General features: G+C 60.7%; 26 protein-coding genes. 12 read left to right on the forward strand and 14 right to left on the reverse strand.

From position 1 onward, the window contains the following. Nucleotides 1-94: 94 nt before the first annotated feature. Genes ACIPL0_RS08690 through ACIPL0_RS08710 form a run of 5 tightly spaced genes read right to left on the reverse strand, consistent with a single transcriptional unit; the run spans nucleotide 95 to nucleotide 5,145 of the window. Nucleotides 95-1,048, reverse strand: coding sequence for an isoaspartyl peptidase/L-asparaginase family protein (locus ACIPL0_RS08690; protein WP_400599051.1), 954 nt, complete (start codon nucleotides 1,046-1,048; stop codon nucleotides 95-97). Continuing rightward, nucleotides 1,045-1,821: an amino acid ABC transporter ATP-binding protein gene (locus ACIPL0_RS08695; protein WP_400599053.1), complete on the reverse strand. Its 777-nt coding sequence runs from the start codon at nucleotides 1,819-1,821 to the stop codon at nucleotides 1,045-1,047. Before ACIPL0_RS08695 ends, ACIPL0_RS08690 begins: the two co-directional genes overlap by 4 nt. Further along, nucleotides 1,818-2,906, reverse strand: a complete 1,089-nt coding sequence (locus tag ACIPL0_RS08700) for an amino acid ABC transporter permease (RefSeq protein ID WP_400599055.1) — start codon at nucleotides 2,904-2,906, stop codon at nucleotides 1,818-1,820. The genes ACIPL0_RS08695 and ACIPL0_RS08700 overlap by 4 nt, the downstream gene beginning before the upstream one ends. Before the next feature lie 8 nt (nucleotides 2,907-2,914). Further along, complete coding sequence (locus tag ACIPL0_RS08705; RefSeq protein ID WP_400599056.1) at nucleotides 2,915-4,069, reverse strand: amino acid ABC transporter permease; 1,155 nt, start codon at nucleotides 4,067-4,069, stop codon at nucleotides 2,915-2,917. A gap of 38 nt (nucleotides 4,070-4,107) precedes the next feature. Continuing rightward, entirely contained in the window at nucleotides 4,108-5,145 is a 1,038-nt protein-coding gene (locus tag ACIPL0_RS08710; RefSeq protein WP_400599058.1) for an amino acid ABC transporter substrate-binding protein, read from the reverse strand. A 149-nt stretch (nucleotides 5,146-5,294) separates the two neighbouring features. On the opposite strand from ACIPL0_RS08710, the gene ACIPL0_RS08715 reads away from it, so the two are divergent. Further along, complete coding sequence (locus ACIPL0_RS08715; protein ID WP_400599060.1) at nucleotides 5,295-6,182, forward strand: LysR family transcriptional regulator; 888 nt, start codon at nucleotides 5,295-5,297, stop codon at nucleotides 6,180-6,182. Here the strand turns inward: ACIPL0_RS08715 and ACIPL0_RS08720 are convergent. Together ACIPL0_RS08720 and ACIPL0_RS08725 are read right to left on the reverse strand one after the other, a co-directional pair. Continuing rightward, nucleotides 6,179-6,340 carry a DUF2986 domain-containing protein gene (locus ACIPL0_RS08720; RefSeq protein ID WP_400599062.1) on the reverse strand — a complete coding sequence of 54 codons (162 nt, stop codon included), beginning with the start codon at nucleotides 6,338-6,340 and terminating at the stop codon, nucleotides 6,179-6,181. The genes ACIPL0_RS08715 and ACIPL0_RS08720 overlap by 4 nt on opposite strands. 151 nt (nucleotides 6,341-6,491) lie before the next feature. Next, nucleotides 6,492-7,196, reverse strand: coding sequence for an SDR family oxidoreductase (locus tag ACIPL0_RS08725; RefSeq protein WP_400599064.1), 705 nt, complete (start codon nucleotides 7,194-7,196; stop codon nucleotides 6,492-6,494). Nucleotides 7,197-7,361: 165 nt separating this feature from the next. Here ACIPL0_RS08725 and ACIPL0_RS08730 point away from each other — a divergent pair, with 165 nt between their 5' ends. Next, on the forward strand, nucleotides 7,362-8,273 hold the full coding sequence (locus ACIPL0_RS08730; RefSeq protein WP_400599065.1) for a LysR substrate-binding domain-containing protein: 912 nt from the start codon (nucleotides 7,362-7,364) through the stop codon (nucleotides 8,271-8,273). Between the two features lie 164 nt (nucleotides 8,274-8,437). Here the strand turns inward: ACIPL0_RS08730 and ACIPL0_RS08735 are convergent, their stop codons facing one another. Next, on the reverse strand, nucleotides 8,438-9,199 hold the full coding sequence (locus tag ACIPL0_RS08735; protein ID WP_400599067.1) for a carbon-nitrogen hydrolase family protein: 762 nt from the start codon (nucleotides 9,197-9,199) through the stop codon (nucleotides 8,438-8,440). 228 nt (nucleotides 9,200-9,427) lie between these two features. On the opposite strand from ACIPL0_RS08735, the gene tssD reads away from it, so the two are divergent. The 4 genes from tssD to ACIPL0_RS08755 all read left to right on the forward strand — a co-directional run bounded on the left by tssD (nucleotide 9,428) and on the right by ACIPL0_RS08755 (nucleotide 13,386). Continuing rightward, complete coding sequence (gene tssD, locus ACIPL0_RS08740; protein ID WP_400599069.1) at nucleotides 9,428-10,918, forward strand: type VI secretion system tube protein TssD; 1,491 nt, start codon at nucleotides 9,428-9,430, stop codon at nucleotides 10,916-10,918. An 86-nt stretch (nucleotides 10,919-11,004) separates the two neighbouring features. Next, nucleotides 11,005-11,205 (forward strand): hypothetical protein, encoded by a 201-nt coding sequence (locus ACIPL0_RS08745; RefSeq protein ID WP_400599072.1) that lies wholly within the window; start codon nucleotides 11,005-11,007, stop codon nucleotides 11,203-11,205. 71 nt (nucleotides 11,206-11,276) lie between these two features. After that, nucleotides 11,277-11,636: a hypothetical protein gene (locus tag ACIPL0_RS08750; RefSeq protein ID WP_400599074.1), complete on the forward strand. Its 360-nt coding sequence runs from the start codon at nucleotides 11,277-11,279 to the stop codon at nucleotides 11,634-11,636. A gap of 496 nt (nucleotides 11,637-12,132) precedes the next feature. Next, nucleotides 12,133-13,386, forward strand: a complete 1,254-nt coding sequence (locus ACIPL0_RS08755) for an MFS transporter (protein ID WP_400599076.1) — start codon at nucleotides 12,133-12,135, stop codon at nucleotides 13,384-13,386. Nucleotides 13,387-13,511: 125 nt separating this feature from the next. On the opposite strand, the gene ACIPL0_RS08760 is transcribed toward ACIPL0_RS08755, so the two are convergent. Continuing rightward, entirely contained in the window at nucleotides 13,512-14,477 is a 966-nt protein-coding gene (locus ACIPL0_RS08760) for an oxidoreductase (protein ID WP_400599077.1), read from the reverse strand. Between the two features lie 82 nt (nucleotides 14,478-14,559). Between ACIPL0_RS08760 and ACIPL0_RS08765 the strand changes: the two genes are divergently transcribed. After that, nucleotides 14,560-15,480, forward strand: coding sequence for an AraC family transcriptional regulator (locus ACIPL0_RS08765; protein WP_400599079.1), 921 nt, complete (start codon nucleotides 14,560-14,562; stop codon nucleotides 15,478-15,480). Nucleotides 15,481-15,587: 107 nt separating this feature from the next. Beyond that, a complete protein-coding gene (locus tag ACIPL0_RS08770) occupies nucleotides 15,588-16,214 on the forward strand; it encodes a LysE family translocator (RefSeq protein WP_400599081.1) in 627 nt (208 codons plus the stop codon). 82 nt (nucleotides 16,215-16,296) lie between these two features. Here the strand turns inward: ACIPL0_RS08770 and ACIPL0_RS08775 are convergent, their stop codons facing one another. Then, a complete protein-coding gene (locus ACIPL0_RS08775; RefSeq protein WP_400599083.1) occupies nucleotides 16,297-17,166 on the reverse strand; it encodes an NAD(P)-binding domain-containing protein in 870 nt (289 codons plus the stop codon). A 16-nt stretch (nucleotides 17,167-17,182) separates the two neighbouring features. After that, on the reverse strand, nucleotides 17,183-17,809 hold the full coding sequence (locus ACIPL0_RS08780) for an RraA family protein (protein WP_400599085.1): 627 nt from the start codon (nucleotides 17,807-17,809) through the stop codon (nucleotides 17,183-17,185). Between the two features lie 93 nt (nucleotides 17,810-17,902). On the opposite strand from ACIPL0_RS08780, the gene ACIPL0_RS08785 reads away from it, so the two are divergent. Then, nucleotides 17,903-18,808, forward strand: coding sequence for a LysR family transcriptional regulator (locus ACIPL0_RS08785; RefSeq protein WP_400599088.1), 906 nt, complete (start codon nucleotides 17,903-17,905; stop codon nucleotides 18,806-18,808). A 55-nt stretch (nucleotides 18,809-18,863) separates the two neighbouring features. Here ACIPL0_RS08785 and ACIPL0_RS08790 read toward each other — a convergent pair whose 3' ends face one another. Beyond that, nucleotides 18,864-20,213, reverse strand: coding sequence for an MFS transporter (locus ACIPL0_RS08790; RefSeq protein WP_400599090.1), 1,350 nt, complete (start codon nucleotides 20,211-20,213; stop codon nucleotides 18,864-18,866). Between the two features lie 242 nt (nucleotides 20,214-20,455). Beyond that, nucleotides 20,456-21,133, reverse strand: coding sequence for an RraA family protein (locus tag ACIPL0_RS08795; RefSeq protein ID WP_400599091.1), 678 nt, complete (start codon nucleotides 21,131-21,133; stop codon nucleotides 20,456-20,458). A gap of 229 nt (nucleotides 21,134-21,362) precedes the next feature. On the opposite strand from ACIPL0_RS08795, the gene ACIPL0_RS08800 reads away from it, so the two are divergent. The 3 genes from ACIPL0_RS08800 to ACIPL0_RS08810 all read left to right on the forward strand — a co-directional run bounded on the left by ACIPL0_RS08800 (nucleotide 21,363) and on the right by ACIPL0_RS08810 (nucleotide 24,851). After that, nucleotides 21,363-22,340, forward strand: coding sequence for a hydroxyacid dehydrogenase (locus ACIPL0_RS08800; protein WP_400599094.1), 978 nt, complete (start codon nucleotides 21,363-21,365; stop codon nucleotides 22,338-22,340). Nucleotides 22,341-22,421: 81 nt separating this feature from the next. Beyond that, a complete protein-coding gene (locus tag ACIPL0_RS08805) occupies nucleotides 22,422-23,756 on the forward strand; it encodes an MFS transporter (protein ID WP_400599096.1) in 1,335 nt (444 codons plus the stop codon). Nucleotides 23,757-23,930: 174 nt separating this feature from the next. Continuing rightward, nucleotides 23,931-24,851 carry an amidohydrolase family protein gene (locus ACIPL0_RS08810; protein ID WP_400599098.1) on the forward strand — a complete coding sequence of 307 codons (921 nt, stop codon included), beginning with the start codon at nucleotides 23,931-23,933 and terminating at the stop codon, nucleotides 24,849-24,851. Here the strand turns inward: ACIPL0_RS08810 and ACIPL0_RS08815 are convergent. After that, the gene (locus ACIPL0_RS08815) at nucleotides 24,844-25,584 is read right to left on the reverse strand and encodes an IclR family transcriptional regulator (protein ID WP_400599100.1); all 741 of its coding nucleotides are present in this window, start codon (nucleotides 25,582-25,584) and stop codon (nucleotides 24,844-24,846) included. The two genes, ACIPL0_RS08810 and ACIPL0_RS08815, sit on opposite strands and share 8 nt — an antisense overlap. Nucleotides 25,585-25,615 lie beyond the last annotated feature (31 nt).

Below are 25,615 nucleotides of genomic sequence, written 5' to 3' on the forward strand. Positions count from 1 at the left end.
CCCGCCTGAGCGGGTTTCTATCAGATGGCTGCTGGTGGACGGCGCTGCTGTAGCTGAACGGCGCACGCTTGCCCTCCTCCGGCTGGCATCAACCTCAACCGTGCAAGCGATCATCCGCGGCATAGATGGCCGTGTGCAGGCCGCCGTTCTCGTCCCGCCAGGCGCGGTACATGCCCGGTGTGTTGAAGCTCAGGACGGTCTCGCCGGTCGGGGCAACCGCGACGACACCACCGTTGCCGCCGATGTCTTTCAGCTCACCCTGAACCACCTGGGTGCAGGCCGTGTTCAGGTCGCACTGGGTCAGGCGCACGCGCGATGCGATGTTGTGGGCCACGACGGTGCGGATGAAGTATTCACCGTGGCCGGTGGCGGAAATCGCTGCGCTGCGGTCGTCGGCCCAGGTGCCGGCGCCGATCAGCGGCGAGTCGCCTACCCGTCCGTAACGCTTGTTGGTGATCCCGCCGGTGGAGGTCGCTGCCGCCACATGGCCGTGTCGGTCCAGCGCGACGGCGCCGACGGTGCCGAACTTTTTCTCGATTCCGCCCGGTTCCAGCGACACCACGTCGGGTTGTTGTTGCTGCGCCTCCAACTGCCGACGGCGCAGCGGTGTGCTGAACCAGTCGTTGGCTACCAGTTCCAGATCCTGCTCGGCAAGGAACGCATCCGCGCCGACACCGGCCAGCAACACATGCTCGCTCTTTTCCATGACCGCACGGGCACCACGAATCGGGTTGCGCACATGGCGCACCCCGGCAATCGCGCCGGCGTCGAGGTCAATCCCGCTCATGATCGCCGCATCCAGTTCATGATCGCCAGAATGGGTGAATACAGCGCCTTTGCCGGCGTTGAACCACGGGCACTCTTCCAGTTCGACGACGCTGGCCTGCACCGCATCCAGGCTTGCGCCGTCGGCTTCAAGCACGGCCAGGCCGGCCTTCAAGGCGCGCAACAGCGCCTGATGGATGGCGTCTTCGTCTTGTGCGCTGATCATGCCCGGGGTCAACACACCTGCACCGCCGTGCAAGGCCATAGCGATAGGACGGGTCATTGCGGGTGTACTCCATGGTCAAGAATCTGCCCGAGAAACAGGCGTGTACGGTCGGATTGAGGGGCGGAAAAAAACTGCTCGGGAGGTGCCTGTTCGACGATTTCGCCGCGATCCATGAAGATCACCCGGTCGGCCACGCGGCGGGCAAAGCCCATTTCGTGGGTGACGCAGATCATGGTCATGCCCTCTTGGGCCAGGCCGGTCATCACGTCCAGCACTTCGGAGATCATCTCCGGGTCCAGCGCCGACGTCGGTTCGTCGAACAGCATCACCTTGGGCTGCATGCACAGCGCCCGGGCAATCGCTATACGTTGCTGCTGGCCGCCGGACAGCTGCGAGGGAAACTTGTTGACGTGGTCACTCATCTTGACCTTTGCCAGCAGCCCAAGAGCACGCTCGATGGCTTCTTTTTCCGGCACGCCGAGATTGGAGGTCTGTGGCAGCGTGCAGTTCTTCAAGACGGTCAGATGCGGAAACAGATTGAAGTGCTGGAAGCACATGCCGACCTGACGACGGACGCGCTCCAGTTTCCTGACGCTGCCATCCAGCACTTCGCCCAGCACCGTCAGCGTGCCTTCCTGATGCTGTTCAAGCTGGTTGATGCAACGAATCAGGGTGGATTTGCCGGAGCCCGACGGGCCACAGATCACCACTTTTTCTCCCGGTTTGACCGCCAGCGATATGTCGCGCAAGACGTGGGTATTGCCGAACCACTTGTTGAGTCGGTCAATCGTCACGATGGAGGCGCCACCGGCCTCGTGTGCATTGATCATGAGCGTTTTTGCTCCAGTTTTTGTTCAAGATGACGCGCATATCGCGACAGCGCGAAACAGATGACGAAGAAGTAGATCGCCAGAAACAGATAGACCTCATGACCGAACGCCACCCACTCGGGGGCCGCCACGGTGCTCATGGCAATGCCGACGATGTCCAGTACGCCGACGATCATCACCAGCGTGGTTTCCTTGAACAGGCCGATGAACTGCGTCAGCAACGGTGCGATGGATTGCTTGAGCACTTGCGGCAGGACGATCTGCCCCATGGTTTTCCAGTAGCTGAAACCCAGCGCCTGCGCCGCTTCGTACTGCCCCTTGGGCAGGTTCTGCAGGCCGCCGCGCAGGGTCTCGGCCATGTAGGCGGCGGTGAACAGGATCAGCACCAGTTGCACGCGCAAGAGGATGTCGAACGCCGAGCCTGGCGGCAGGAACAGCTGGATCATCAGCGAGGCCATGAACAGCAGCGAGATCACCGGCACCGAGCGCACCAGCTCGATATAGGAAACGCTGAGCATGCGGATGACCGGTTTTTTCGAGCGACGCCCCAACGCCAGCAGGATGCCCAGCGGCAAGGCGAACACCATGCCGACCGTGCCCAGAAAGACCGTGACCATCATGCCGGCGAATTTGGTCGAAGAGATTTCCGGCAGCCCCGCGCCGCCCTTGAGCAGCCACCACATGACGACCGGCAGCAGCGCCAGATAGCCGATCAGCAACCGACGATCCAGGCTTTTGAAGAACAGCAGCACGAACGCCATCACCGCCAGCACCATGGCCAGGGTCACACGCCAGCGCTCGGCCTCGGGATAGAAGCCATAGACGAACAGGCTCCAGCGTTGCGTGATCGGCAGCCAGCAAGCACCGTGCGGGTTGCAGTCGGCGGCGGAGGTGCCGACGAACGTGGCGTTGAACACCAGCCAGTTCAGCGCCATTGGCACCAGCCACAGCAGCAGGCCGAGAACAACGAGGGTCAGCACGCCATGCGCCGGGGTGGGAAACAGCTGGCTGCGGGCCCAGTGAATCCACCGTTGCTTCGCATTCTGCCGCGGCGGCAATCGGTGAGTCAGGGATGGATGCATCATGGTCATGATCAATGCCCTCTCTGACCGATACGGTGGTTGTAGATGTTCATCAACACCGAGATCAGCAGGCTGATCACACAGTAAGTGCCCATCACCAGAATGATGCACTCGATGGCCTGGCCGGTCTGATTGAGCGTGGTGCCACCGGTGGACGACACCAGCTCCATGAAGCCGATCACCACGCCAAGGGAGGAGTTCTTGACGATGTTCAGGTAGGTGTTGGTGATCTGCGGAATCATCGGGTAGATGGCTTGCGGCACGATCAGTTGACGCATGCTCTTGCCGTACTCGAAACCCAGTGCCTGGGCCGCTTCGTACTGGCCACGATGCACGGACTGAATGGCACTGCGCACGGTTTCGGCAATGTAGCTGGCACTGTAGAACGACAACGCCAGCCACAGCGCGAGTAGCTCGGGAACCAGCACCACGCCGCCGCGGAAACCGAAGCCGCGCTGTACCGGGACTTCCCACTGCCACTGCACGCCGCTGCACAGGAACACCAGCACAGGCACCAGCACCGCGCCGGCCAGCATGAACGGCCAGCGTCTGGCGGCAAATCCCTTGTACGGTGCGCGGTTTTCACGCGCCCGGCGCCACAGCCAGGCAATCAGCATGCCGCCGACCATCGCCAGCAAACCCCAGCCGACCAGTGCGCCGTGCTTCGGCCACGGCAGGATCAATCCGCTGTTATTGAGGAATGCCACGCCGAAGATCGACACCGACTGTTTGACGGTCGGCAGCGCCAGCGCCAGGCCGTACCACCAGACCACGTGAACGACCAGCGGCACGTTGCGCAGAAACTCGATGCAGGCGCCGCCCAGGCGGTTGACCAGCCAGTTCTCGGAAACCCTGGCCAGGCCCAGTGCGAGACCGAGGGCAGTCGCCAGCGCGATGCTCATCACCGACACCAGCAAAGTGTTGAGCAAGCCCACCACATAAGCGCGCTGGTAGGTGTCGTCAGGGGTGTAATCGATCAGTTTGAAGCTGATGTCATAACCGGCGCGCTTCGACAGAAAGTCGAAGCCGGAGGCTATGTTCAGCGCCTTGAGGTTCAGTTGGGCATTGTGCGCCAGCAGGTAAAGGGCGAGCGCGACAACGCCCAGCACCAGAGCCTGCTGCAACGCACTCGCCACCCGAGCCTTTTGCAGGTAAGGGGTCAACATGAGTGTGTTCCGTCAACAAATGAACGAGTCGGCAGCCATCAGCGGATAGGCGGTGCGTAAAGCAGGCCCTGGTCTTTCCACAGGCGGTTGACCCCACGCGGGAAGTGCATGCCGCTGTTCTCGCCCAGGTTGCGCTCGTAGACCTGGGCGTAGTTGCCCACCGACTTGATCGCCCGCAACGCCCAGGCGTTATCCAGGCCGAACGACTTGCCCACGCTGCCTTCGCTACCGAGCAGCCGGGCCACGTCCGCCGATCCACCTTTGCGGGCAGCCAGTTCGTCGGCGTTGGCCGAGGTCACGCCCAGCTCTTCGGCGGTCATCAGCGCATAGGCCGTCCAGGTCACGATGTTGCGCCATACGGTGTCGCCCTGCGCCACATAGGCACCCAGCGGCTCCTTGGAAATCATCTCCGGCAACAGGGCGTAATCCTGCGGGTTGCTCATCAGCGCCAGGCGCGACGCCAGACCGGACTGATCGTTGGAGATCACGTCGCAGCGACCTTTCTGGAAGGCGGCAAACAGCTCGGGGCTCTTCTCGATGATCACCGTCTTGTAGGTGAGGCCGCGCTGGCCGAAGTAGTCTTCGAGGTTCTGTTCCGAGGTGGTGCCCGGCGACAGGCAGAAGGTCGCGCCGTCCAGATCGGTCAGCTTCTCGATGCCGTCTTTGGCGCGCACCATGAAGCCCTGACCGTCGTAGAACCACACGGTGGTGAAGTCCACGCCCAAGTTGGCGACCCGCTCGGCGGTCCACGACGTGGCACGCGACAACACGTCGATCTCGCCGGCCGCCAGAGCGGTGAAGCGGTTCTTGCCGGTGGTGGCGATGTATTCGACCTTGCTGGCGTCGCCCAGCACGGCAGCGGCCACCGCACGACACAGATCGACGTCCATCCCCGTCCATTGACCTTTGTCGTCGATCAGCGAGAAGCCGGGCTTGTCCGATGCCACGCCACAACGTACCGCACCGTGTGCCTTGACCTTCTCCAGTATCGCCGCCTGTGTCGCGCCCGCCGCCATGACCCCCAACGCCAACAGCGAGGCGCTCAACAGATGCCGCATTCCATTCAATTTCCGCATAGCTTTACCCCAGAGTTCTCTTGTTATATTTAAGGGAACCACCGTAACGGCAGCCTCAGATTGACGTCACCATAAACGGTGGACCACTCTGGAGATAGCGGCGATTGATGCACTATCCGGGCTCGGCTATCGAATTTTGGAATAATGGTATGGACATTGAGTGGTACGAAGACTTTCTGGCACTGGTCGATACCGGCAAATTCACGGCAGCGGCGAGCATGCGCCGCTCATCCCAATCGGCCCTGAGTCGCCGCATCCAGCTATTGGAAAGCCACTTGGGCGCAACGCTGATTGACCGCAGCAAGAACCCGGTGCGGCTGACCCCCGCCGGCCAGGCGTTGCTGCCCAACGTCGTCGAACTGGTGCGTCTGGCGCGGGACTGTGAGCAGAGCGTCAAGGCGCTGGATCGGCCGCTGACTTTTGCCTCGTTGCACACCCTGGCCTGCAACTTTTTTCCGCAATGGATCAGCCGACTCAACTCGGCCGAGTCACCGATGTTCACCCGCATCGACACCGGCTACCGCAGCACCGACGACTACTACATGGCATTGATGTCAGGGCGTTGCGACTTCGTGCTGTTCTACCGCGACGCGAAGCTCGAATCTTATTCGCGCCAGGGTGACTTCGAGGTGCTGTCGCTGGGCAACGACGAACTCTACTGGGTCGCCACACCGGAACTGGCGGCCCGCTGTGCCTCGTCCGAAGGCTTCATTCCGTTGCTGACCTACGCCCGCAGCGCACAATTGCACGAGATGTCCCGCCTGCAGATAAGTCGTCATCCGCAGCCCCACCGATTGCGTCAGGTGTTTGAAGCAACCGTATCCGAAGCCCTCAAGCCGATGGTTGCCAGCGGCCAGGGTGTGGCGTGCATGCCGCACAGCATGGTAGCGCTGCAGATCGAGCGCGGCGAACTGATTCGTCTGTATCCGGAAATGGAAGCCGACCACCTGGAGATCATCCTGGTGCGCTGGCGAGACAACCGCAATCCGGCGGCTCAAGCGCTGTGGACGCGGTTGATCGAAGAACGGCGGGTTTAGCCTTCGGACGGCGCACTCGATGCCTGACTGGCTTCAGCATCGAGTTTCAGCCGATCGGCCTTGCTGATGTAGGTCGACTTTTTCCGTGGCGCCAGCTTGGCACTGGCCTTTTTGGCGTGGGCTTTGAGCAGCTGGTTAATCTTCTTGCGGCGGTTCATGGCTTTGTTATCCGGGTGAGTCAGGTCGTTTCATGGGGTTACGCCAATGCTGCTACTGGCCGAGGCACACCGTACAGCAGCGGTGCATTGTACTCGGCCAGGGTCATCGCCGACTGAACAACCTGAACCATTACCGATAAAAAAGCGCCGGCTACACCGAACGCGTCACACCGCCGTCCACCCGCAGGTTCTGGCCGGTGATGTAGGCGGCGCCTTCCGAGGCGAGAAACGCGATGGTCGCGGCCACTTCCTCGCTGGTGCCATAACGCTTGAGCGGCACGCTGTCGCGACGCTCGTCCGTGCCCGGCAGGCTGTCGATCCAGCCCGGCAGCACGTTGTTCATGCGGATGTTGTCGCCGGCATAGGTCTGCGTGAAGATTTTGGTGAACGAGGCAAGCCCTGCGCGAAACACGGCGGATGTCGGAAACATGTCGCTGGGCTCAAAGGTCCAGGCCGAGGAAATGTTGATGATCGCGCCGCCTTTCTGCTTCTGCATGAAGGGCGTGACCAGGCGGGTCGCGCGGATGACGTTGAGCAGGTACACCTCCATGCCGCGATGCCAGTCTTCGTCAGTGATGTCGAGGATCGGCGCGCGCGGACCGTGGCCTGCGCTGTTGACCAGCACGTCGATGCGCCCCCATTGCACGTGCGCCGCGTTCACCAGACGGGCGATGTCTTCGGTCGACTGGTTCGAGCCCGTCACACCGATACCGCCCAGCTCCTGCGCAAGCGCTTCGCCCTTGCCGGACGAGGACAGGATACCGACCTTGAAACCGTCAGCGGCCAGACGACGTGCGGCGGCGGCGCCCATGCCACTGCCGCCGGCAATCACGAGGGCAACTTTATGCTCAGTCATGCGATGAATCCTCTTGAGAAGCTCAGGGTGAGGTGCTCAATCTAGGCGTCTTCGGCGGGGTCTACCACTCATAGTTTTTGCGCAAGCCTGTAGAAAAACTACATACTCAGGCGCTCGCTTCCCTTTATGAACCTTGCGTTGTGCGCGATGAACCGAGACCACTCTATGACGGACACATCAAACCCCGCGCGCCTGGGGCACTCCCTGCTCGGGCAGTTGGTGGCGTTTGAAGCAACGGCCCGACTCGGCAGCTTCCGAGCGGCGGCGGACGAGTTGCACATCACCACCGGCGCGGTGGCTCAGCAAGTCCGGTTGATGGAGCAGAAACTGGGCATGGAGGTCTTCAAGCGCTTGCCGCGCGGCACCCGTGTGCTGCCCGAGGCGGAAGGTTTTCTGAGCAAGGTTCAACTGGCGCTCGACCTGGTCAATGACGCCACCCGCGAACTCACCGCGCTGCGTTCGCCCAAGGTGGGTCGCCCCCTGACCCTGAGTACTACAGGCGCGTTCGCCAGTCGCTGGCTGATTCCCAAGCTGGCCCGACTGAGCGAAGCGGAGCCGGGGCTGTCGGTCATGATCGATGCGTCCAACGCCGCCCGCCCCCTGCATGGCGCCGATGCCGTCAACATGGCGATCCGCTGGGGAGCGCCGCCCTTCCCCGGTTGCCATGCCCATCTGCTGCACATCGGCACCGCCATCGCCGTCTGCGCACCGGCGGTGAAAAAGGCACATCGCTGGCAAACCCTGAATGACCTGGCTGACGGCGCGCCGCTGGTGTCAGACTCCCACGACAATTGGGTCCGCTGGTTCGCCCTGCGTAAGCTGCCCATGACCTCGACGTCGCAGATGTTTTCCCAGACCAGCTTGGCCATCGAGGCCGCGGAACGGGGCCTGGGTGTCGCCCTGGCACCGGAGGTGCTGGTGGCCGACGCGCTGGAGACGGGAGCGCTGGTGCGGGCGCTCGACTCTGAAGAGTGCCTGGAAACGGACGCCGGGTTTTACCTGCTGACCGCCACCGAGCCCGACCCGGCCTCGGATCTGGGCAAGATGGTGCGCTGGTTGCTGCACGATGCGGCCTGAAGGTCGAGCGTTCTAACCCTCAGCCCCTTTACCCTCCCAGATGCTGGCTCAGCGCATCGCCAATGGCACGACAAAGCCCAAGCGTTACACAAACCCTCGGCGCTCAGGCCACCGGCAACACCTCGTCTGCATTGACCGGGATCAATATCCGGGTTTGAAAGGATTCATTCCGTGACAGGGCAATCCACAATCAGGCCCTGCCATTCACCCTGGCGCCGCCGCGCAATGACCAGGCAGTCCCCCGTCCCGGTTGCACTCGCAACAAGGCTCCCGCCTGGCGACCAGAACGCACTGCGGCCCGCACAAGCCCAGCCGCCAGAAGGCCCACCGTGGTTTGCCATCAGCACTCCCAGCGAATGCTCTTTGGCATGGCGCCGTAGCAAATCGCTGTCACGGGCATAACCGCTCTCGCTGATCAACACGCCAGTCGCATACACGCCGGCACCTTCAATTGCGGCGGTGCGCACGTGGCTTGCGTGGGTAAAGTCAGCGCAGACCGATAGCGCGACACGCTCGGATCCGATGTTCAACATTGCGCCGCCCCACCCCGCACTGAACACGACTTCCTCGCCAGGGTGAAGGTGCTGCTTGGTGTAGACAGCCTGCGACCCGTCGGCACCGAAAACCCATGCGCCAATCATGATTGCCTCACTGCCAGACTGGCGCAGTAGCAACCCGACGACGGTTGTCATTGCCAACCGCTCCGCTAATTCACGCAGCGGTTGCAAGACCTCCGTATCAGGTGTTTGAGCAAGGTCATGAGCCCGCGACGGCTCATAGCCTGTCAGTGACAGCTCCGGAAACAACAGGAACCCTGCGCCGTTACTCGCGGCGAATTCCATGAAACGGATATGGCGGTCAATGTTGGCAGCGAGATCGCCTGCCGCCGAACAATATTGAGCGGCGCAAATATCGAGATCGGTCATGTGGCATCACATTAGAAAGACGTGCGTCAGTAAAACATGGTTTACCGCTCACTTTCCGCCTTCTTGATCGATGCAGGTGTAGCGTCCCGAGTACCAGAAAACTCTGACAGAAAGTGCTTACAAAGATAACTCTTCACCCATTTGAAGCATTTTCAGAAACGCCCTACAGAACCACTGCAACCCCGCTGAATACACTGGCCGTCCAATTCTTCCCAAGGACGACCGGGCATGGCACATCAGGCCTACATGACCATCAGAGGCGCGCGACAGGGCTTCATTTCCGAAAACTGCTCTCACCAGAACTCCATCGGCAACCAATGCCAGACCGACCATATCGATCAGATCATGGTGCTCTCCTACAACCACGGCATGAGACAGTCCGGCTTTGGCAAACACGCCCTCTTTGAACCGGTACACATCTGCAAGTACCTGGATAAATCCAGCCCTCTGCTGGCCTTGGCGCTGGACAGTGGCGAAACTCTCGACTGCGTGATCGGTTTCTACCGGGCATCGAGCACAGGGCGAGAAAAGTACTACACGGTTGAACTCAAGGGCGCTGTGGTGTCAGCCCTGATCCCCAACATGGCGGAGAGTTTTGGGCGTGATGGCCAGGAGATGACGGAACTCCTTGGCCTCCGTTATCGCGGCATCACCTTGACCCATCACATCGCGGCCACCACTAGCCATACAGGGTATATCCCCGCGCCGTCCCCTACGCCTTCCCCCCTCAACACCCGCTCGCATACCGAGGAAAAAGCAAAGGACAAAACCTTCGCTCGTCGCTTCATCGTCAGCGACAGCGAAAACGGCCAGCCGCTGGCGAACCGCAAGTACACCGCAACGGTCGACGGGCAACAGATCACAGGCGTAACGGACAGCAACGGCATTGCCCATGTTGAAGCAGCGTCTGCGGATTCCACTGTTTCCATTCACATCACCTTCCGCTCCCCGGCCCGCGAACTGCCCGAACTGGCGGGCATGACCACCCGCACGGTGACCACCACAACCCGCGTTGAAGAAGTGCTGCACGGGCAAACCCTCAAGCCGGTTGCGATCAGCGTCAATGACCGCGCTGCAACGCGCGAAGCGATTATTCGCAAAGTAAGGGAGTTGGGGTGTGAGTTTGTTGAGCGTTCGGAGTGGAGGGCAAGGCCGCCGAAGAGGCCGCTAGACCGCGATTGGGATTACACAATGATTGCGCTGCATCATGCGGGGAGAAGTTATTCATGTAGTGTTGGGCATACGCAGATGGCCGAAATTCAAATACTTCAACAAGGTGAGTTCAATCAAGAAATTTTTGATGATGTTGGCTATCACTTCGCTATAGATTGCTCCGGCACTGTCTATGAGGGGCGAGACATTCGCTATAAAGGAGAGCATCTAAGATTGTACAACTCAAACGCCATAGGAGTTTTGCTTATAAATAATTACACCACACCAGAAGAGGGCGATGACAAATATGCAGTATTCCGAACGGCGCTGGATGCTATAGGGGCTGACACTACGAATCAGGTGCCTGACCTGCAAAAAAACGCTGCTACTGCTCTTACTGCAGCTTTAAGAAATATATTTGACATAGAGCACTTTGGCGGCCATAAAGAATTTCCATTTCAAATGGAGGGTGAAGGTGAAGGAAAAATCTGCCCAGGAAATATTGGCATGGAACTTGTCGAAGCGATTCGCGCCGAGACAAACTTACCAAAGCCTAAACTGCCATGATTAGGCGAATAGCTGCACTGACTGCCATAGTAGCGTTGACACTTGTCGTTGGCTTTTACAGGTCAAGTGGAGAAATAGGAGGGCACATGAATTTTTTCATAAAAAAATATCCAACTTTTCAAGTTGAGTTTGAGAATTTGTTTGCCAATTATAAAGACCATAAAGCACTTGCCGAGCTCACCCCGAAGGAACGCCAAAAAATCATAGATTATTGCAAATATCGGCTGGGTATTATCACCACGTTGGAAACCCAAGATGACCTTGAAAGCTGCAAGGCGTATCGCTAGGTGAGGAACATACCAGCGGCAGTTATTTCGCTGCCGCTGGTATCGTTTTAGAGCAACGAGGGTTAGAAGTCGTGAGCACTATGAAAGCAAGAGCGAAGCACATAGTCATTGCTACATCTGCGATAGCCACAAGCGTACTATTCCTGAATATCGGCTACTACGAGACGCGCTGGGTTGAAGATGATCAAATTGTCTTTTTTTGGAAAAAGAGCCCAACCTTTAAAGTGTCGTTTGTAAACATTTTCTCAAGTGATCATGAGGATAACTGGAATGGGTATCTGGAAAAGCAAGAGCGCCAGTATGCGGTTGATTTTTGTAGATACTATGTAGGCTACGAAACCGAAGTTAATTCTATGGATGATTACTGTCGTTGTGAGCACGCTTATCGCGACCTTAAGAATCGAATATCATTTAAGTCAAATAGCCAGTGATGTTTAAGTGATGAAAATACAACGACTCAAGGCTTGCCCCTCGCTGGTGGTGATTTCAAAGCCCCCACCGCCGGCAAGCCGGACTGCTACGGGGCGAGCACCGCCATTTCATGTAGGAGCTGGCTTGCCCTGCGAGCGGCTGCGCAGCAGTCGTAAGTTCGGTATACGCGGTAAGTCAGGCGTATCGCATTCGCAGGTTTACGACAGGCTCCCCGCCGCTCGCAGGACAAGCCAGCGCCTACGAGAGTCCGCGTAACGTGCCGAAGGCTGAACGGGTTCCGCTCACAGGTTCGGCACGGGTGGTCAGTCATCCCCCGCCGATCATGAGAAACCCGCGCCAACCGCTCTATTCAGCGTGTTTTATCATTCCTGCTGATAATTACTATCGAACGGCCCGCCTGTCGGCTCGTCAAAACCGACTCTTACAATCGCCCCTTGCTTTCTCCCCGCTCCCCCGCCTGCTACAGGCGACACTCTCTCCTTGGAATCCAGCATTATGCCAAGCGTCAGCCAGGCCTCTCATGGCCTCCCCGAACATGATCAACAGAACGTCAAGCAACAGTGGCTGGCGATTCTCTCCGTTGCCGTCGGCGCCTTTGCCCTGGTCACCAGCGAGTTTCTGCCGGTGGGCGTGCTCAATGATGTGGCCCGTGACCTCGGTATCAGCGCAGGTCACGCCGGCTTGATGGTAACCCTGCCGGGCATCATGGCCGCCCTCGCCGCGCCGTTGCTGTCGGTGGGCATTGGTGCCCTCGACCGTCGCTATCTGCTGGTTGGCCTGACGCTGCTCATGATCATCGCCAACCTGGTGGTGTCCCAGGCCAGCGATTTCAATCTGCTGCTGTTAGGGCGCGTGCTGTTGGGCGTCAGCATCGGCGGCTTCTGGGCCACGGCCATCGGCCTCAGCGGCCGGCTTGCCCCCCGGGGGGTGAGCGTCGCTCAGGCGACCTCGATCATCATGGTCGGCGTGACCCTCGCCACCGTACTCGGCGTACCCGTGGGCACCTGGCTGAGTGAACTGATGGGCTGGCGCATGACCTTCATGGTCACCGCGCTGCTGGGCGTACCGGTGCTGTTGGCGCAGATTTTCCTGCTGCCGCGACTGAACCCGGACAAGGCCATTCGCGTAAGTGATCTTCCAGCCCTGTTCATCAATCCGCAGGCGCGTGTCGGCTTGATCGCGGTCTTGCTGATCGGCCTGGCGCACTTTGCCGCGTACACCTATGTCGCACCCTTCTTCAAACACAGTGCCGGTTTTGACGGCCCGACCATTGGCTCATTGCTGCTGCTCTACGGCGTGGCCGGGGTATTGGGCAACATTTTTGCCGGTTTCGCCGCCAACCGCAGCGTGCGTCACACGCTGATGCTGGTCGCGCTGATGATCGGTGTCAGCACCGCGCTGTTCCCCTGGTTCGCCACCGGCTTGACCGGCGCCGCGATGCTGATCGCACTGTGGGGCTTCGCCTTCGGTGCCTTCCCGGCCTGCGCCAGCATCTGGATGTTTGTCGTGGCGCCCAAGGATGTCGAACGCGGCATGCCGCTGTTCGTCGCCATGTTCCAGGTGATCATTGCCCTGGGCTCGTTCTTCGGTGGGCAGATCGTCGACCAGATGGGTAGTTCGGTGCTGATGAGCCTGGCCACGGGTCTGGTGGGTTGCGGTCTGGTTACAGTGCTGGTGCTGGGGCGTAACGTCAGCAATAGCCTGGCGGCGAATGCCGATGAGCAGTCGGTTGTAATGAGCCACCATTGACGGTGAGCGCTCTTGAGTTTTCCAACCGCCACCACGGAAGGAAAGCTCAAGGCCAGCGACGGTCTGAACCTGACCGTCGCTGGCGGCTCAGCCGAACGCCGGGCTCAAGTGCCCGACCCGATCCGTCAAAGCGTCATGCCCGTCCACTGCTCGGACAGTTGCCAGAGACGCTCGGCCTGATCGCCATCGACGGCCCACGGCGCCACGCCCTTGCGGCCGGATTCGGCGTCGTTGATCGGTGCAATATTGCAGTCCTCGCAATAGACCCCACCCTTGCCCTCCAGCGCCGCGCTGGTCGCACACCACAGCCCCGTTGCCGCGCCCTGCTCCAGAGTCTTGAGTCCCATCTGCGGCGCGATTTTTTGCCGACCGTGCTCATCGAAGACATCGAAAGCGGCGATCTCGGCACTGCTCAAGTGACGCCCGAGATTCGTCAGTATCTGCCCCGGGTGCAGCGAAAATGCCCGCACACCATGGCGCTGGCCGCGCTGGTCAAGGGCCCGTGCGAACAGCACGTTGGCGCTTTTCGATTGACCATACGCCACCCATTTATCGTAGGGACGGCGCATGAAGTCGATGTCGTCGAAGTCCACGCCGGCAATCTGATGGCCGCGCGACGACACCGCAACCACTCGCGCAGCCTTGGCGGCGACCAGTGCCGGCCAGAGCCCACAGGTCAGGCGGAAGTGCCCAAGGTGATTGATCGCGAACTGGCTTTCATGCCCGTCAGCGTCACGCGCCAAAGGTGATGCCATGACCCCGGCACAATTGATCAGCAGCGAAAGCGGCTGGCCGCGTTTGACAACCTGCGCGCTGAAGGCCCGAACCGAATCGGGATCGATCAGATCCATTGGCAGCAGTTCGACGCCCTCCACGCCCGCCAGCGCTTCACTCGCCCGTTGCAGGTCCCTGGCCGGAACGATGACCCGCGCACCGGCCCGGGCCAGGCTTTTCACAGTCACCAGCCCCAACCCCGAATAGCCGCCCGTGACGACAGCCAGTTGCCCGGTCAGGTCCACCCCTGCCATGACCTCATCGACGCTACTCGCCGCGTCGAAGGGCGAGAAAATCGGTTGCTGAAGCGTTGCCATGCTCATGTCCTCAGGTATCGGAAAACAGAATTCTTCTTTAACCTGACAGGACGAACCAGTTCAAATCATCCGGCTTTCTATCGTGATCATCCAGAATTCTGTCATTGACCCTCTGTCCGACGTCCTCGCGCTGGCCGGGCTTCGTGCCGCCTGCTCGGTACGCCTGCTGGCCGGCGGCGCATGGGCGTTGCGTTTTCGCCCTATCGAATTGAAGTTCAATGTGGTGCGCCGTGGCGAGTGCTGGCTGCGGGTCGAAAACATGCCTCCACGCCACCTGCGTCCGGGCGACTGTTTTGTGGTGTCTCGCACCCCGTTCGTGCTTTCCAGCGATCCCGACCTCGAAGCGCTCAACGCTGCCGACGTTTTCGCGGACTCCACGTCGCTGGCGACACTCGGGGCCGGCAACGACGTGGAACTGTTGGGCGGCAGCGTTTCGCTGGTCAGCAGCAGCGCACGGGAACTGCTCGCACTGCTGCCATCGGCGATCATCATCCACGCCCAGAGCACTGGCGCCTCGTCCTTTGCCTGGCTCCTGGACGAACTGGACCGGGAATGGCAATCGACCCAGGCCGGCGCGTACAGCATGTGCAACGACCTGCTGCGGCTGATCTTCGTTCATACCCTGCGCCATCACGTCACCCATGCCGATCCCGCCGACCTGGAGTGGCTCGGCGGCTTGCGAGACCCCGCAATCGCCAACGTGATGCGCGCCATCCACAGTTCCCCGGAAAGACCCTGGAAACTCGCGCAACTGGCAGACATCGCCTGCATGTCACGCTCCAGCTTCGCCGCGCTGTTCAAGGCCAGAACCGGCCAGGCCCCCGTCGAATACGCCAGCCGCTGGCGCATGCAAATCGCCGCCGCGAGATTGCGCGACACCGCCCACAGCGTCGCAACCATTGCAGCGTCACTGGGTTACCTGTCCGATGCCGCCTTTGGCGTTGCCTTTCGCCGCGTTCACGGAAAATCGCCGGGGCAGTATCGGCGGGAGGTTTTGAGTTGAGGGTGCATGGGGGCCCGAGTCGCTGAGAAACCGGATATACATCCCTTGTTGCTTTCACCCCGCAGATCGGGATAACTGGCCCCTTGTCCTGTCTGGAGGCGCCGGCAATGTTTGATCTCCCCACTCTCGTGACCTACGTCGCAGTGGTCATCGGGCTTTTTCTGATCCCGGGTCCGGCGGTATTGCTGGTCATTACCCGCACGCTTCAAGGTGGTCGCAAAGCCGGCATCGCCACGGGGTTGGGCATTGCCACGGGGGATCTGATCCACACCCTGAGCGCCGCGTTAGGCTTGTCGGCGATTCTGATGACCTCAGCGCTCGCCTTCGACATCGTCAAGCTGGCGGGGGCCTGTTATCTGATCTATCTGGGCGTGCGTGCATTTTTTGCCGAACCCGGCGGCACTGCACGAGCCCGGCTGGCCGACGTGACCTTGCCCCAGGCGTTTGTCCAGGCGGTCGGCGCGGAAGTGCTGAACCCGAAGACCGCGCTGTTTTTCCTGGCATTTCTGCCGCAGTTCATCCACCCGGAGTCCGGCTCGTCCTTGAGCCAGTTCGCGGTACTTGGCCTGGTGTTCTCGGCACTGAGCGCGGCCTACACCAGCGTCATCTCCCTCGCCATTCGTCCCTTGAGCCGTTTGATCAAGGGCCTTTCCGGGTTGCGTCGCTGGGAAGGAAAGCTGATCGGCACGCTGTTTGTCACTCTGGGTGTGAGGGTGGCGTTTCAGCAACGTTGAGGCGGATTGGCTGATGACTGGCGTTGGGTCGACAACAGAGCAGCTCGGCCCCTGAGCCAAGCCACTCCGCCGCTTTCAGGCGTTATTTGCCAATGTCGTTGGCCTTGAACAGCCAGTCAAACGCCTGTTGCAAGGTCGGTGTGGCGGTGTCCAGCGGGCTCGAATCGATCTGTTCGGCGGTGCGCTGAAACAGATCCCTTACCCCCGGCAGCACCGAGACCGGCAGGTCGGCGGCACGCAGTTGCCGTTCGGCTTCTTCGACTTCTTTCAGACGGCGCGGCGCATGCACGACGTGGGTGCGGATCAGCGCGCCGAGGAAGTCGCGCAGACTGGCTTGATCGATGTCGCTCAAGGCGTCATGCAGTTTATCGGTCACGCCCTGCTTTTCCGCGGCCATGAAGCATTCGATGGTCAACGCTTCCAGCCCCTTGGTGAACACGCTGCGCAGGATTTTCAGTGCCGCCGCATCGCCTGCAGCGCCGTCCTCCACGGGTTTGAGGGGGGCTCCTGCAGAGGCGAACAGTGCGATCGCGCGGTCGATCCCGGCACCTGCGCCGAGCAGGTTGGTTTTCTCGTGGGTCAGCGCGATGGCACCGAGGATCGCCACATCGACGTACGCAATGTCGAGTTCGGCAGCGCGCGCGGCGGCGGTTCTGATCTGTGCCGGATCGGCGGTGGTCATGTCGACGTACAGCGCGCCCTTTTGCATGTGGGCGAACGCCTGTTCGGCGACGCTCAGCGACACCGTGCCGAAGACACAGGACACCACGACATCGCAGCCCGGTGCGATGTCGGCAATCGAGGAGCTGACCTCCAGGCCGATTTCTGCCGCGAAGGCCTGGGCTCTTGGGGAGGGCTTCAAGTCACACAAGACGATGTCATGCTCCGCCGCCGACCATGGCCGTGCATACGTGAGACCAACTTCACCCGCTCCGATAATTCCGATTTTCATTGTTGTGGTTTCCGCTTCAGTGGGCCGCGTAGGCGCCTTTGTACGTTCCGGCGGCGATTTGCGCCATCATCTCTGCTTCTTTTTGCTCGGTGGCATGGCAGCGTTGCAGCAGGTTTTCGGCCTGTGCGGCGGGGAACGCCACGATGCCGTCGTGATCACCCACGACGATGTCGCCCGGCGACACCAGCATGCCGCCGATGCTGACCGGCACGTTGATTTCTCCGGGGCCGTTTTTGTACGGGCCACGGTGGAATCCAGCACGGGCAAAGACCGGGAATACCCCTTTGCCTATCGTCGCCAGATCACGGATGGCACCGTCCACGACGACGCCGGCCGCTCCGCGCTTTTCCGCGATCGCCGCCATGATGTCGCCCATCAGTGCCCGGCTGATATCTCCCCCGCCGTCCACTACCAGCACCTGACCCGGTTGCAGGATTTCCAGCGCCTGATGAATCGCGCGGTTATCGCCGCAGGGCACCTTCACGGTCAGCGCAATGCCGGCCATCGTCCCTTCGATGCGGTGAAACGGTTTGAGCGGCGCGCCGGGAAGGCGATCCAGGCAATCGCTGATGATTGAAGTGGAGGTGCGGGTATACGCCGCCAACAGGGCGCTGACTTCTGACGTTGAGGCGATAGCGTTCATGTGTGTTCCTCGGATGGCATGTGTCTACGAGGATAAAGACGCTGCTAAATAGAAAAAGCGATATTATTCTATGCACATACATGCTGATAAGGAATGAATGTGATTACCCTGAGACAGCTCACCGCGCTGCACTGGATCGAACGCCTGGGCACATTCGAACGCGCGGCGGAACACCTGCACACCACGCAATCGGCCATCTCCAAACGGATGCAGGAGCTTGAGGCATCGACGGGCCTGCAGCTGTTCGATCGCTCGCAGCGTGGCGCGCGCCTCACGGCCACCGGTGAGGAACTGCTGGTCATCGCCCGGGAAATGCTCAGCCTGGCCGACCGGATCACCTCGCTGAAAGACGGGACTCACGTGGTGACTCGCCGGCTGAGACTGGGCGTGACCGAGCTGACGGCGCTGACCTGGCTGCCACGCCTGATCGCCCGGCTGGTCAAGGATTTTCCCGGGCTGACCGTGGAGCCCGAAGTGGACATGAGCCGCAACCTCCATGAAAAGCTCATGGATGACCTGGTCGACCTCATCATCATTCCCGATACGTTCACTGCTCCGGAGGTGACCTCCGTGCCGCTGGCCATCGTTGAGAACGCCTGGATGGCAGCACCCGGCCTGATCGGACATGCGGGCGTCGTGGGGCTGGCCGAACTCGCCAAGTACCCCGTACTGGTGCAGGGAAAACGCTCGGGATCGGGCTTGTTCGTGAACAAATGGCTGGGCGCGCTGGGTATCGAACTGCCCAAGACCCTGTCGTCGGACAGCCTGACAGCGATGCTCGGGTTGACGGCAGCCGGACTGGGCGTGACCTATCTGCCGCTGGAGTGCTTTCGTCCGCTGGTCGACGAGGGCAAGCTGACCATCATCAAGACAGACCCCGAACTGCCACCGGTGCCCTACATGGCAATGTATCGAAATGACCGGCCTTTCGCCTTCGTCACCGAAGTGGCGGCGCGGGCCGTGGAACTGTGTGATTTTTCGCGGCAACTGCAAAGCTGAAAAAGGAGCACGGGAAGGCCCCGTGCTCCTTGTGCGAACGGTCAGACCGGGTTGATCAGCCTGCCGTCGCGGGTGGCTCGCTGAGCTCGGCAGGCTCGTGAATGGACAGCACGAATATCAGCGCAGCCAGCGAACAGACACCCAGAAAAATGAACACTGCTGTCCAGCTGTAACTGTCCAGAAGCATGCCGGTAATCAGCGGCGCCATCGCCCCGCCCGCCTGACCGGCACTGTTGACCAGCGACGCTGCCACCGGATAGGTCGTGCGCGTGGTCAGGCCCATGGAGTACACGGAAAACGATGAGTAGCCGATGTTCAACAGAAAGCCGGTGCCAAACAGCAACAGGCTGACGGAGAGCAGATCGTTGGGCGCATAAACCAGCGCGATCATCATCAGGCACGTGGCGACGGCGCTGATCATCATCGTCGGCTTTCTGCGGCGATCCAGCACGGTGTCCGACAGCCAGCCGCCCACGATGTTGCCCAGAACGCCTCCGGCAAACGGCAGCGACGCCACGAAACCGATCTGCATCAACTCGAAATGCTTCACCTCTCCCAGGTACTTCGGCAACCAGGCGAGCAGCACGTTGACCACTCCGGTCATCAGCAGATAACCCAGCCCGCAGCCCCAGACGTTCCAGGAGGCGAATACCGAACGCGAGTTTGCCAGTGGCGTGGTGTGTCGATAGCGCAGCACCCTGTCCAGTTTCGCGAAGCTTTTATGCTTGCGCACCGCGCCGCTATCGGCCTTCGTCTGATCCTCGATGTGGAGGGCTTCCGCATCATTGACCCGCTGTGCCGAACGCGGATCGTTGGGCACCAGCCACCACCAGATCAACGCCATCAACAGCCCGGGAATGGCAAAGGCGAAAAACATCGTGCGCCAGCCATCGAGCATGATCAGCGCCGCGCCAACAGGTGGCGCGATGACCGCCCCCATCTTCGCCGCAGACAGAAAGGCGCCGGTGGCCAGACCTTTTTCCCGTGCCGGGAACCAGCGGTTGATGGTGCTGAGCATCGACAACGGCAGCGCTGCTTCGGCAACCCCCAGCGCCGAGCGGTAAAGCTTGAGCAAACCGAAGTTGTGCGCGGTGCCGATGAGCAAGGTGACCAGCGAAGTCAGCCCGATGGACACCGGCGCCACCAGACGCACGCCAACGCGGCTGAGCAGAAACCCCGCCGGGATCTGCCCCAGGGAATAAAACAGAAAGAACGCACTGACCAGCAAGCCCGCCTGCGAGTTGGTGACCTCGAACTCTTTCTGAATGTAGGGCAGCGCGATGCCGATGTTGGCCCGATCAGCAGCGGCCAGCATGTAGACAACCACGATGACCGACAAAACTACCCAGCGATATTTTGACCTTGCCGCCTGGACAGCGGTGTCAGTAGTGGCGATTGCAGTCATGGGCCCTCCGTTTCTTATCCTTATTGGAGCGGCCATGGTCGACATTCTGCAAGGGTAGAAAAAGCGATAAATAAGAAACCTTATTCATTCCTTAATGGAATCATCAGGTAGCTCAGGTCACCGCCATAAAAAACCCGGCAACATGGCCGGGTCTTTCATCATCAGGTCCGCTAAAGCGGCGGTGCTGCGCGATACTGGATGGTCTATTCGCCCTTGTCAGCCCCTTCCGCCATCGCCAGGCATCACGCCGGCAACTGACAGCCCTTCTTCTTCAACGACTCGATCACCCAGGAGCGATCATTCTGACCGCAGGCGATCTGGTCCAGCTGCTTCTGTTCGGCATGGTGCTTCGCCGCTGCGCGGTCATAGACCTCGGCGACCTGCTCGTAGGGCACGCACAACAGGCCGTCTTCATCGCCGATGACCAGGTCACCCGGCTCGATCACCATGCCGTCAATGGCAATCGGCACGTTGATTTCACCGGGGCCATCCTTGTACGGGCCACGATGGGAAACGCCAGCGGCGAACATCGGGAAGGTCCCCGCGCCGATGCTGCCGGCGTCGCGGATCGCGCCATTGATGACGATACCGGCCACGCCGCGCTTGACGGCGTAAGCGACCATCATTTCACCGATCAAGGCGTTGCTCAGATCGCCACCGGCGTCCACCACGATGACGTCACCCGGTTGGGCGATATCGATCGCGTAATGGAGCATCAGGTTGTCGCCCGGACGCGCCTTGACCGTCAGGGCCGGCCCGGCCAGCACGCCTTCGCGGTGCATGGGACGCAGGCGCGCACCGCCCGCCGTCATGCGGTTCATCGAATCGCTCACGTTCGCAACCGGCACTTCGCGGTAACGCGACACCCATTCATCGCTGACCTTACGTGCGGCGTTCAGGACCCGGAATCCAATCGTCATGGCATTTCTCTCTTGAAATTGTGTTCTGCCGGCGGATAAATCCGCTGCTGTATTTAGAATTGCATTTCATTTTTAAAGATTCAATACCCACAACACCCTAAAAAAACGCAGTTTATCGTTTGATATTTTTCATTATTGAAATGTCGTTTCATTGTGATAGGGTTTAGCCAACGCCAAACTCCGGGCTCGCCCGAGCCGTTTCGTTGCCATAAAAACAAGGTACATACCCATGACTCGCAAGATCCTGCTGACAGGCCCTGCACTCGCGCCTGACGCCATGAGCCACGCGGCCAATCTGGATATTCAGATCATCCCCACCACGCCTTACCTGCCTGCCGACGCGCTGGTGAAGATCATCAGCGACGAGCAGCCGGACGCCATCATCGTTCGCCAGGGCAAGCTGACCCGCGAAATGATCCAGGCGTCTTCCAATCTCAAAGCCATTGCCAAACACGGCGTGGGTTACGACACCATCGACATTCAGGCCGCCGCCGATAAAGGCGTACCCGTCACGATCGCGGTGGGAGCGAATGCACAATCAGTCGCCGAGCATGCGTTTGCGCTGATGTTCAGCGTGGCGCGCCAGACCGCACTGCTGGATAGCAGAATGCGCGGCGGCCATTGGGACAAGGCGACCGCCAACGGCATCGAGCTGTTCGGCAAGACCCTGGGCCTGGTCGGACTGGGTTCCATCGGCGGGATCCTGATGGATCTGGTGGCGCCACTGCAGATGAAGGTGAAGGTCTTCGATCCTTATCTGAAGACGCTGCCAGAGCGTTCGTACGTTGAACGCGAAACCGATTTCGACCGACTGGTCGAAAGCAGCGATATCATCAGCCTGCACTGTCCGTTGACCGAGCAGAACCGTAATCTGTTCGGTGCCGGGCAGTTCAACCGGATGCGACCCAATAGCATTCTGATCAACACGGCGCGAGGCGAACTGATCGACACCCAGGCCCTGATCGACGCACTGAAGCACCAGCGCATTGCCGGCGCGGGTCTCGACACCTTCAACCCGGAGCCACCTGCCGCCGACAGCGAGCTGTGGAGCCTGCCCAACCTGGTTGCCACACCCCATGTGGGCGCCAATACCAGCGAATCCCGCGATCGGGTCGGCCTCGTAGCCGTACAGCAAATCGTCAAAGTCTGGGAAGGCGAGCCGCTGGACCCGCGCTGCGTGGTGAACCGGCAGTTGCTGGGGCACTGACAGATCCGAAAAGCCCGTAACCCGTTGCAGGTACGGGCCGTCTCAACCGTTTCTCCAAAAAAACAAGCACAGGAGAGCATCATGGCCGCACTTCCCGGCACCTCCCCGGTCAGCGAACTCGAACGCGCGACCATGCACCGCGTCGCATGGCGGCTGCTGCCGTTTCTGATCGTTTGCTACCTGATCGCAATCATCGATCGGGGCAACATCGGCATGGCCTCACTGCAGATGAACCACGACCTGGGGCTGACGCCCGCCATCTTCGGGTTCGCCAGCAGTCTGTTTTTCGTGTCCTATTTTCTGGTCGAGGTGCCCAGCAACCTCGCCCTGCAAAGATTCGGCGCGAGGATCTGGATCGCCCGGATCATGATCACCTGGGGCCTGATTTCGGCCGGCACCGCGTTCGTCCAGGGCACCAACTCGCTGTACGTCATGCGCTTTTTGCTGGGTGCCGCCGAAGCGGGTTTCTTCCCCGGCGTACTGCTTTACATGACCTACTGGCTGCCCTCCGCCTATCGCGCGCGCATGGTTGCCATCTTCATGGTCGCCATTCCCGGCGCCAACTTCCTCGGCTCGCCCCTGTCCGGTTTCCTGCTGACACTGGATGGCTGGATGGGCATGCGCGGTTGGCACTGGCTGTTCATCCTCGAAGGCATTCCTGCCGTGCTGCTGGGGATTGCCTGCCTGTTCGTCCTGACCGACCGTCCGGAGCAGGCCAAATGGCTCAGTGACGAGCAACGCCACTGGCTGGTTGGCAAACTGGCCGAGGAACAGCAACGCAAAACCAACATCGGTCATATGTCGCTGTGGAAACTGCTCAAGCACAAGGACATCTGGGTGATGGCGCTCATCTACTCGGGTGCTTCCGCCGCTGGCAGCACCATGAGCGTCTGGGCGCCGCAACTGCTCAAGACCTTCGGGTTGACCAACCTTGAGATCGGCCTGACCAACGCCATTCCGTACGGGATCGCCTCGGTGGCCATGATCGCCTGGGGCCGTAGTTCGGACCGCACCAACGAGCGACGCTGGCATACCTGCGCCACATTGCTGTTGATCGCGGCCGGTCTGCTGCTGGCCCTGGTCACGTCCTCGCTGGTCGCCACCGTGGTATTGCTCACGATGGTGCTGATCGGCGCCTACTCGATGAAAGGACCGTTCTGGGCGCTGGTGTCCACCTGGCTCTCCAGCAGCACCGCCGCTGCCGGCCTTGCGGCCATCGGCGCGCTCGCCAACCTGATCGGTGGCGGCGTGATGGTCAATGTCTACGGCACCATCCACGATGCCACCGGCAGCTATGCCCTGGCCATGCTGCCACTGGCCGCGCTGTGTGCCGCTGGCGCCATCGCCGTGATGGTCATGGGACGCGGGCGTCAGCCTGTCGCCATCCGGGAAGCCAGCCCGGTCAAGGCCGGCTGAGCGCTGTCGTACTCCCCGTTCTGATGCGTCGCCCAGGCACGCATCAGAGCGCTTCTCCCCTTTTTCATCATCAGCCCGTCGGGCTCAGGCATGACCAGCGCACAGCGCTTCGGCCCTGCCTGAGACACCGTGGGCGGGTGCCTGCCCTTACTTAAACAACAATGAGAATGTCCCATGGCAATGACTCGACGCCAGTTCGTTCAAGGCAGCGTTTCACTCGGCGCTTTGCTGTCACTCGATGCGTTCGCAGGATTCCGCTATTCCAGCGGCGAAAACAGCTCGACGCTGATACCACCGCCCGGCAGCGTGGACTGCCACATGCACCTCTACGACGATCATTATCCATCGGCCCCCGGGGCCACGCTGCTGCCACCCAATGCCTCGCTGGAAGACTATCGACAGTTGCAACAGCGCCTGCACCTCAAACGCATGGTCATCGTGACGCCGTCTACTTATGGCACCGACAACCGGGTCATGCTCGAAGGTCTGCGCAGGGCCAATGGTGATGCTCGTGGGGTCGCCGTGGTCGATGGCTCGATTCCGAACAGCGAACTGCAAGCGTTGCATGCCGCCGGCGTACGCGGCATTCGCTTCAACTTGAGTTATGGCGGGGCCAGCCTTGAAGACCTTGAGCGGCTGGCGGCACGGGTCAACGATCTGGGCTGGAACGTGCAGGTCGTGGCACCCGGCACGCAGCTGGTGGACCTCGAAGACCGCCTGGCGAAACTGCCTTCCAGACTGGTGATCGATCACATGGGCCACGTGCCGCAACCGGAGGGCGTCACATCGGCAGCATTTGCCACTCTGACGAGACTGCTGGATAAACAGCGGACATGGGTGAAACTGTCAGGGCCCTACATTCGCTCGAAAGAAGGTGCGCCTGCCTACAAAGACGCCGGCAACGTGGCGGCGGAACTGGTGCGGATCAACCCGGAACGGATGCTGTGGGGCAGCGACTGGCCTCATCCCACCATCACCGCCGAGAAGCCCAACGATGCGGGAATACTCGACCTGCTCTCGCAGTGGGCGCCCTCGGCGCAGGACCGCAAGCGGATCCTGCTGGACAACCCGGTGAGTCTGTACGGTTTCAGTTGATATCTTCCAATGCAGGGGCGCGGCTGGCGCCCTTGTCTTCCCGCGCGCTGCTGCCACCCAGGCTGCGCGTCAGGTCCTCCGCCACTTCCACGAACACGTTCCGGATCGATTTCGCGTAATCGCTGGTAAGGCGCATAGCCGGGCCCGACAACACGATGGCACCGACGATTTCATGCAGCGGGCCATAGATGGGCAGCGCCATCGACGCCGCGTGCGGGTCGGTGGCGCCACTGGAGTAGAAAGGCTCCAGCCCCTCTTTCGCGCTGCTGTACGGCGTGCGCAGCGCTTCGGCACTGGCCGCACCGTCCATCGGACGCATATCACCGGGCTGCAAATGAAGCCGCAGACGATGGGGGGAATTGACCCTGTACTGGCACAGACGATAGGCACCGTGACGAACGTAGAACGAGGCCGTTTCCCCCGTTTCGTCCGTCAGCTTGTGCAGCCTGGGGAGAACATGTCGCTCAAGATCCAGTGCATCCTGATAAACGGCATTCAGGCGCATGACTTCACTGGCGAGCATATAGCGACCGTCCGCAAGACGATTGACGAAGCCATAGGTTTCCAGCGAAACCATCAGTCGCATGATGGTGCTCTTGATGAGATCCGTTCGCTCGACGAGCTCGACAAGGCTCAGCGCCGTATCTCCCAGACGAAAGGCGGAGAGGACCGTAAGCACCCGGTCTGCTGAGGCAACGCCGTTGACCGCAGGGCGTGGACGCGTCTTGACCATCAATGACTCCTTGGTAGCTGACCTGACGTCA

The sequence above is a fragment of the Pseudomonas sp. NPDC090208 genome (assembly GCF_044746785.1).
Taxonomy (GTDB): Bacteria; Pseudomonadota; Gammaproteobacteria; order Pseudomonadales; family Pseudomonadaceae; genus Aquipseudomonas.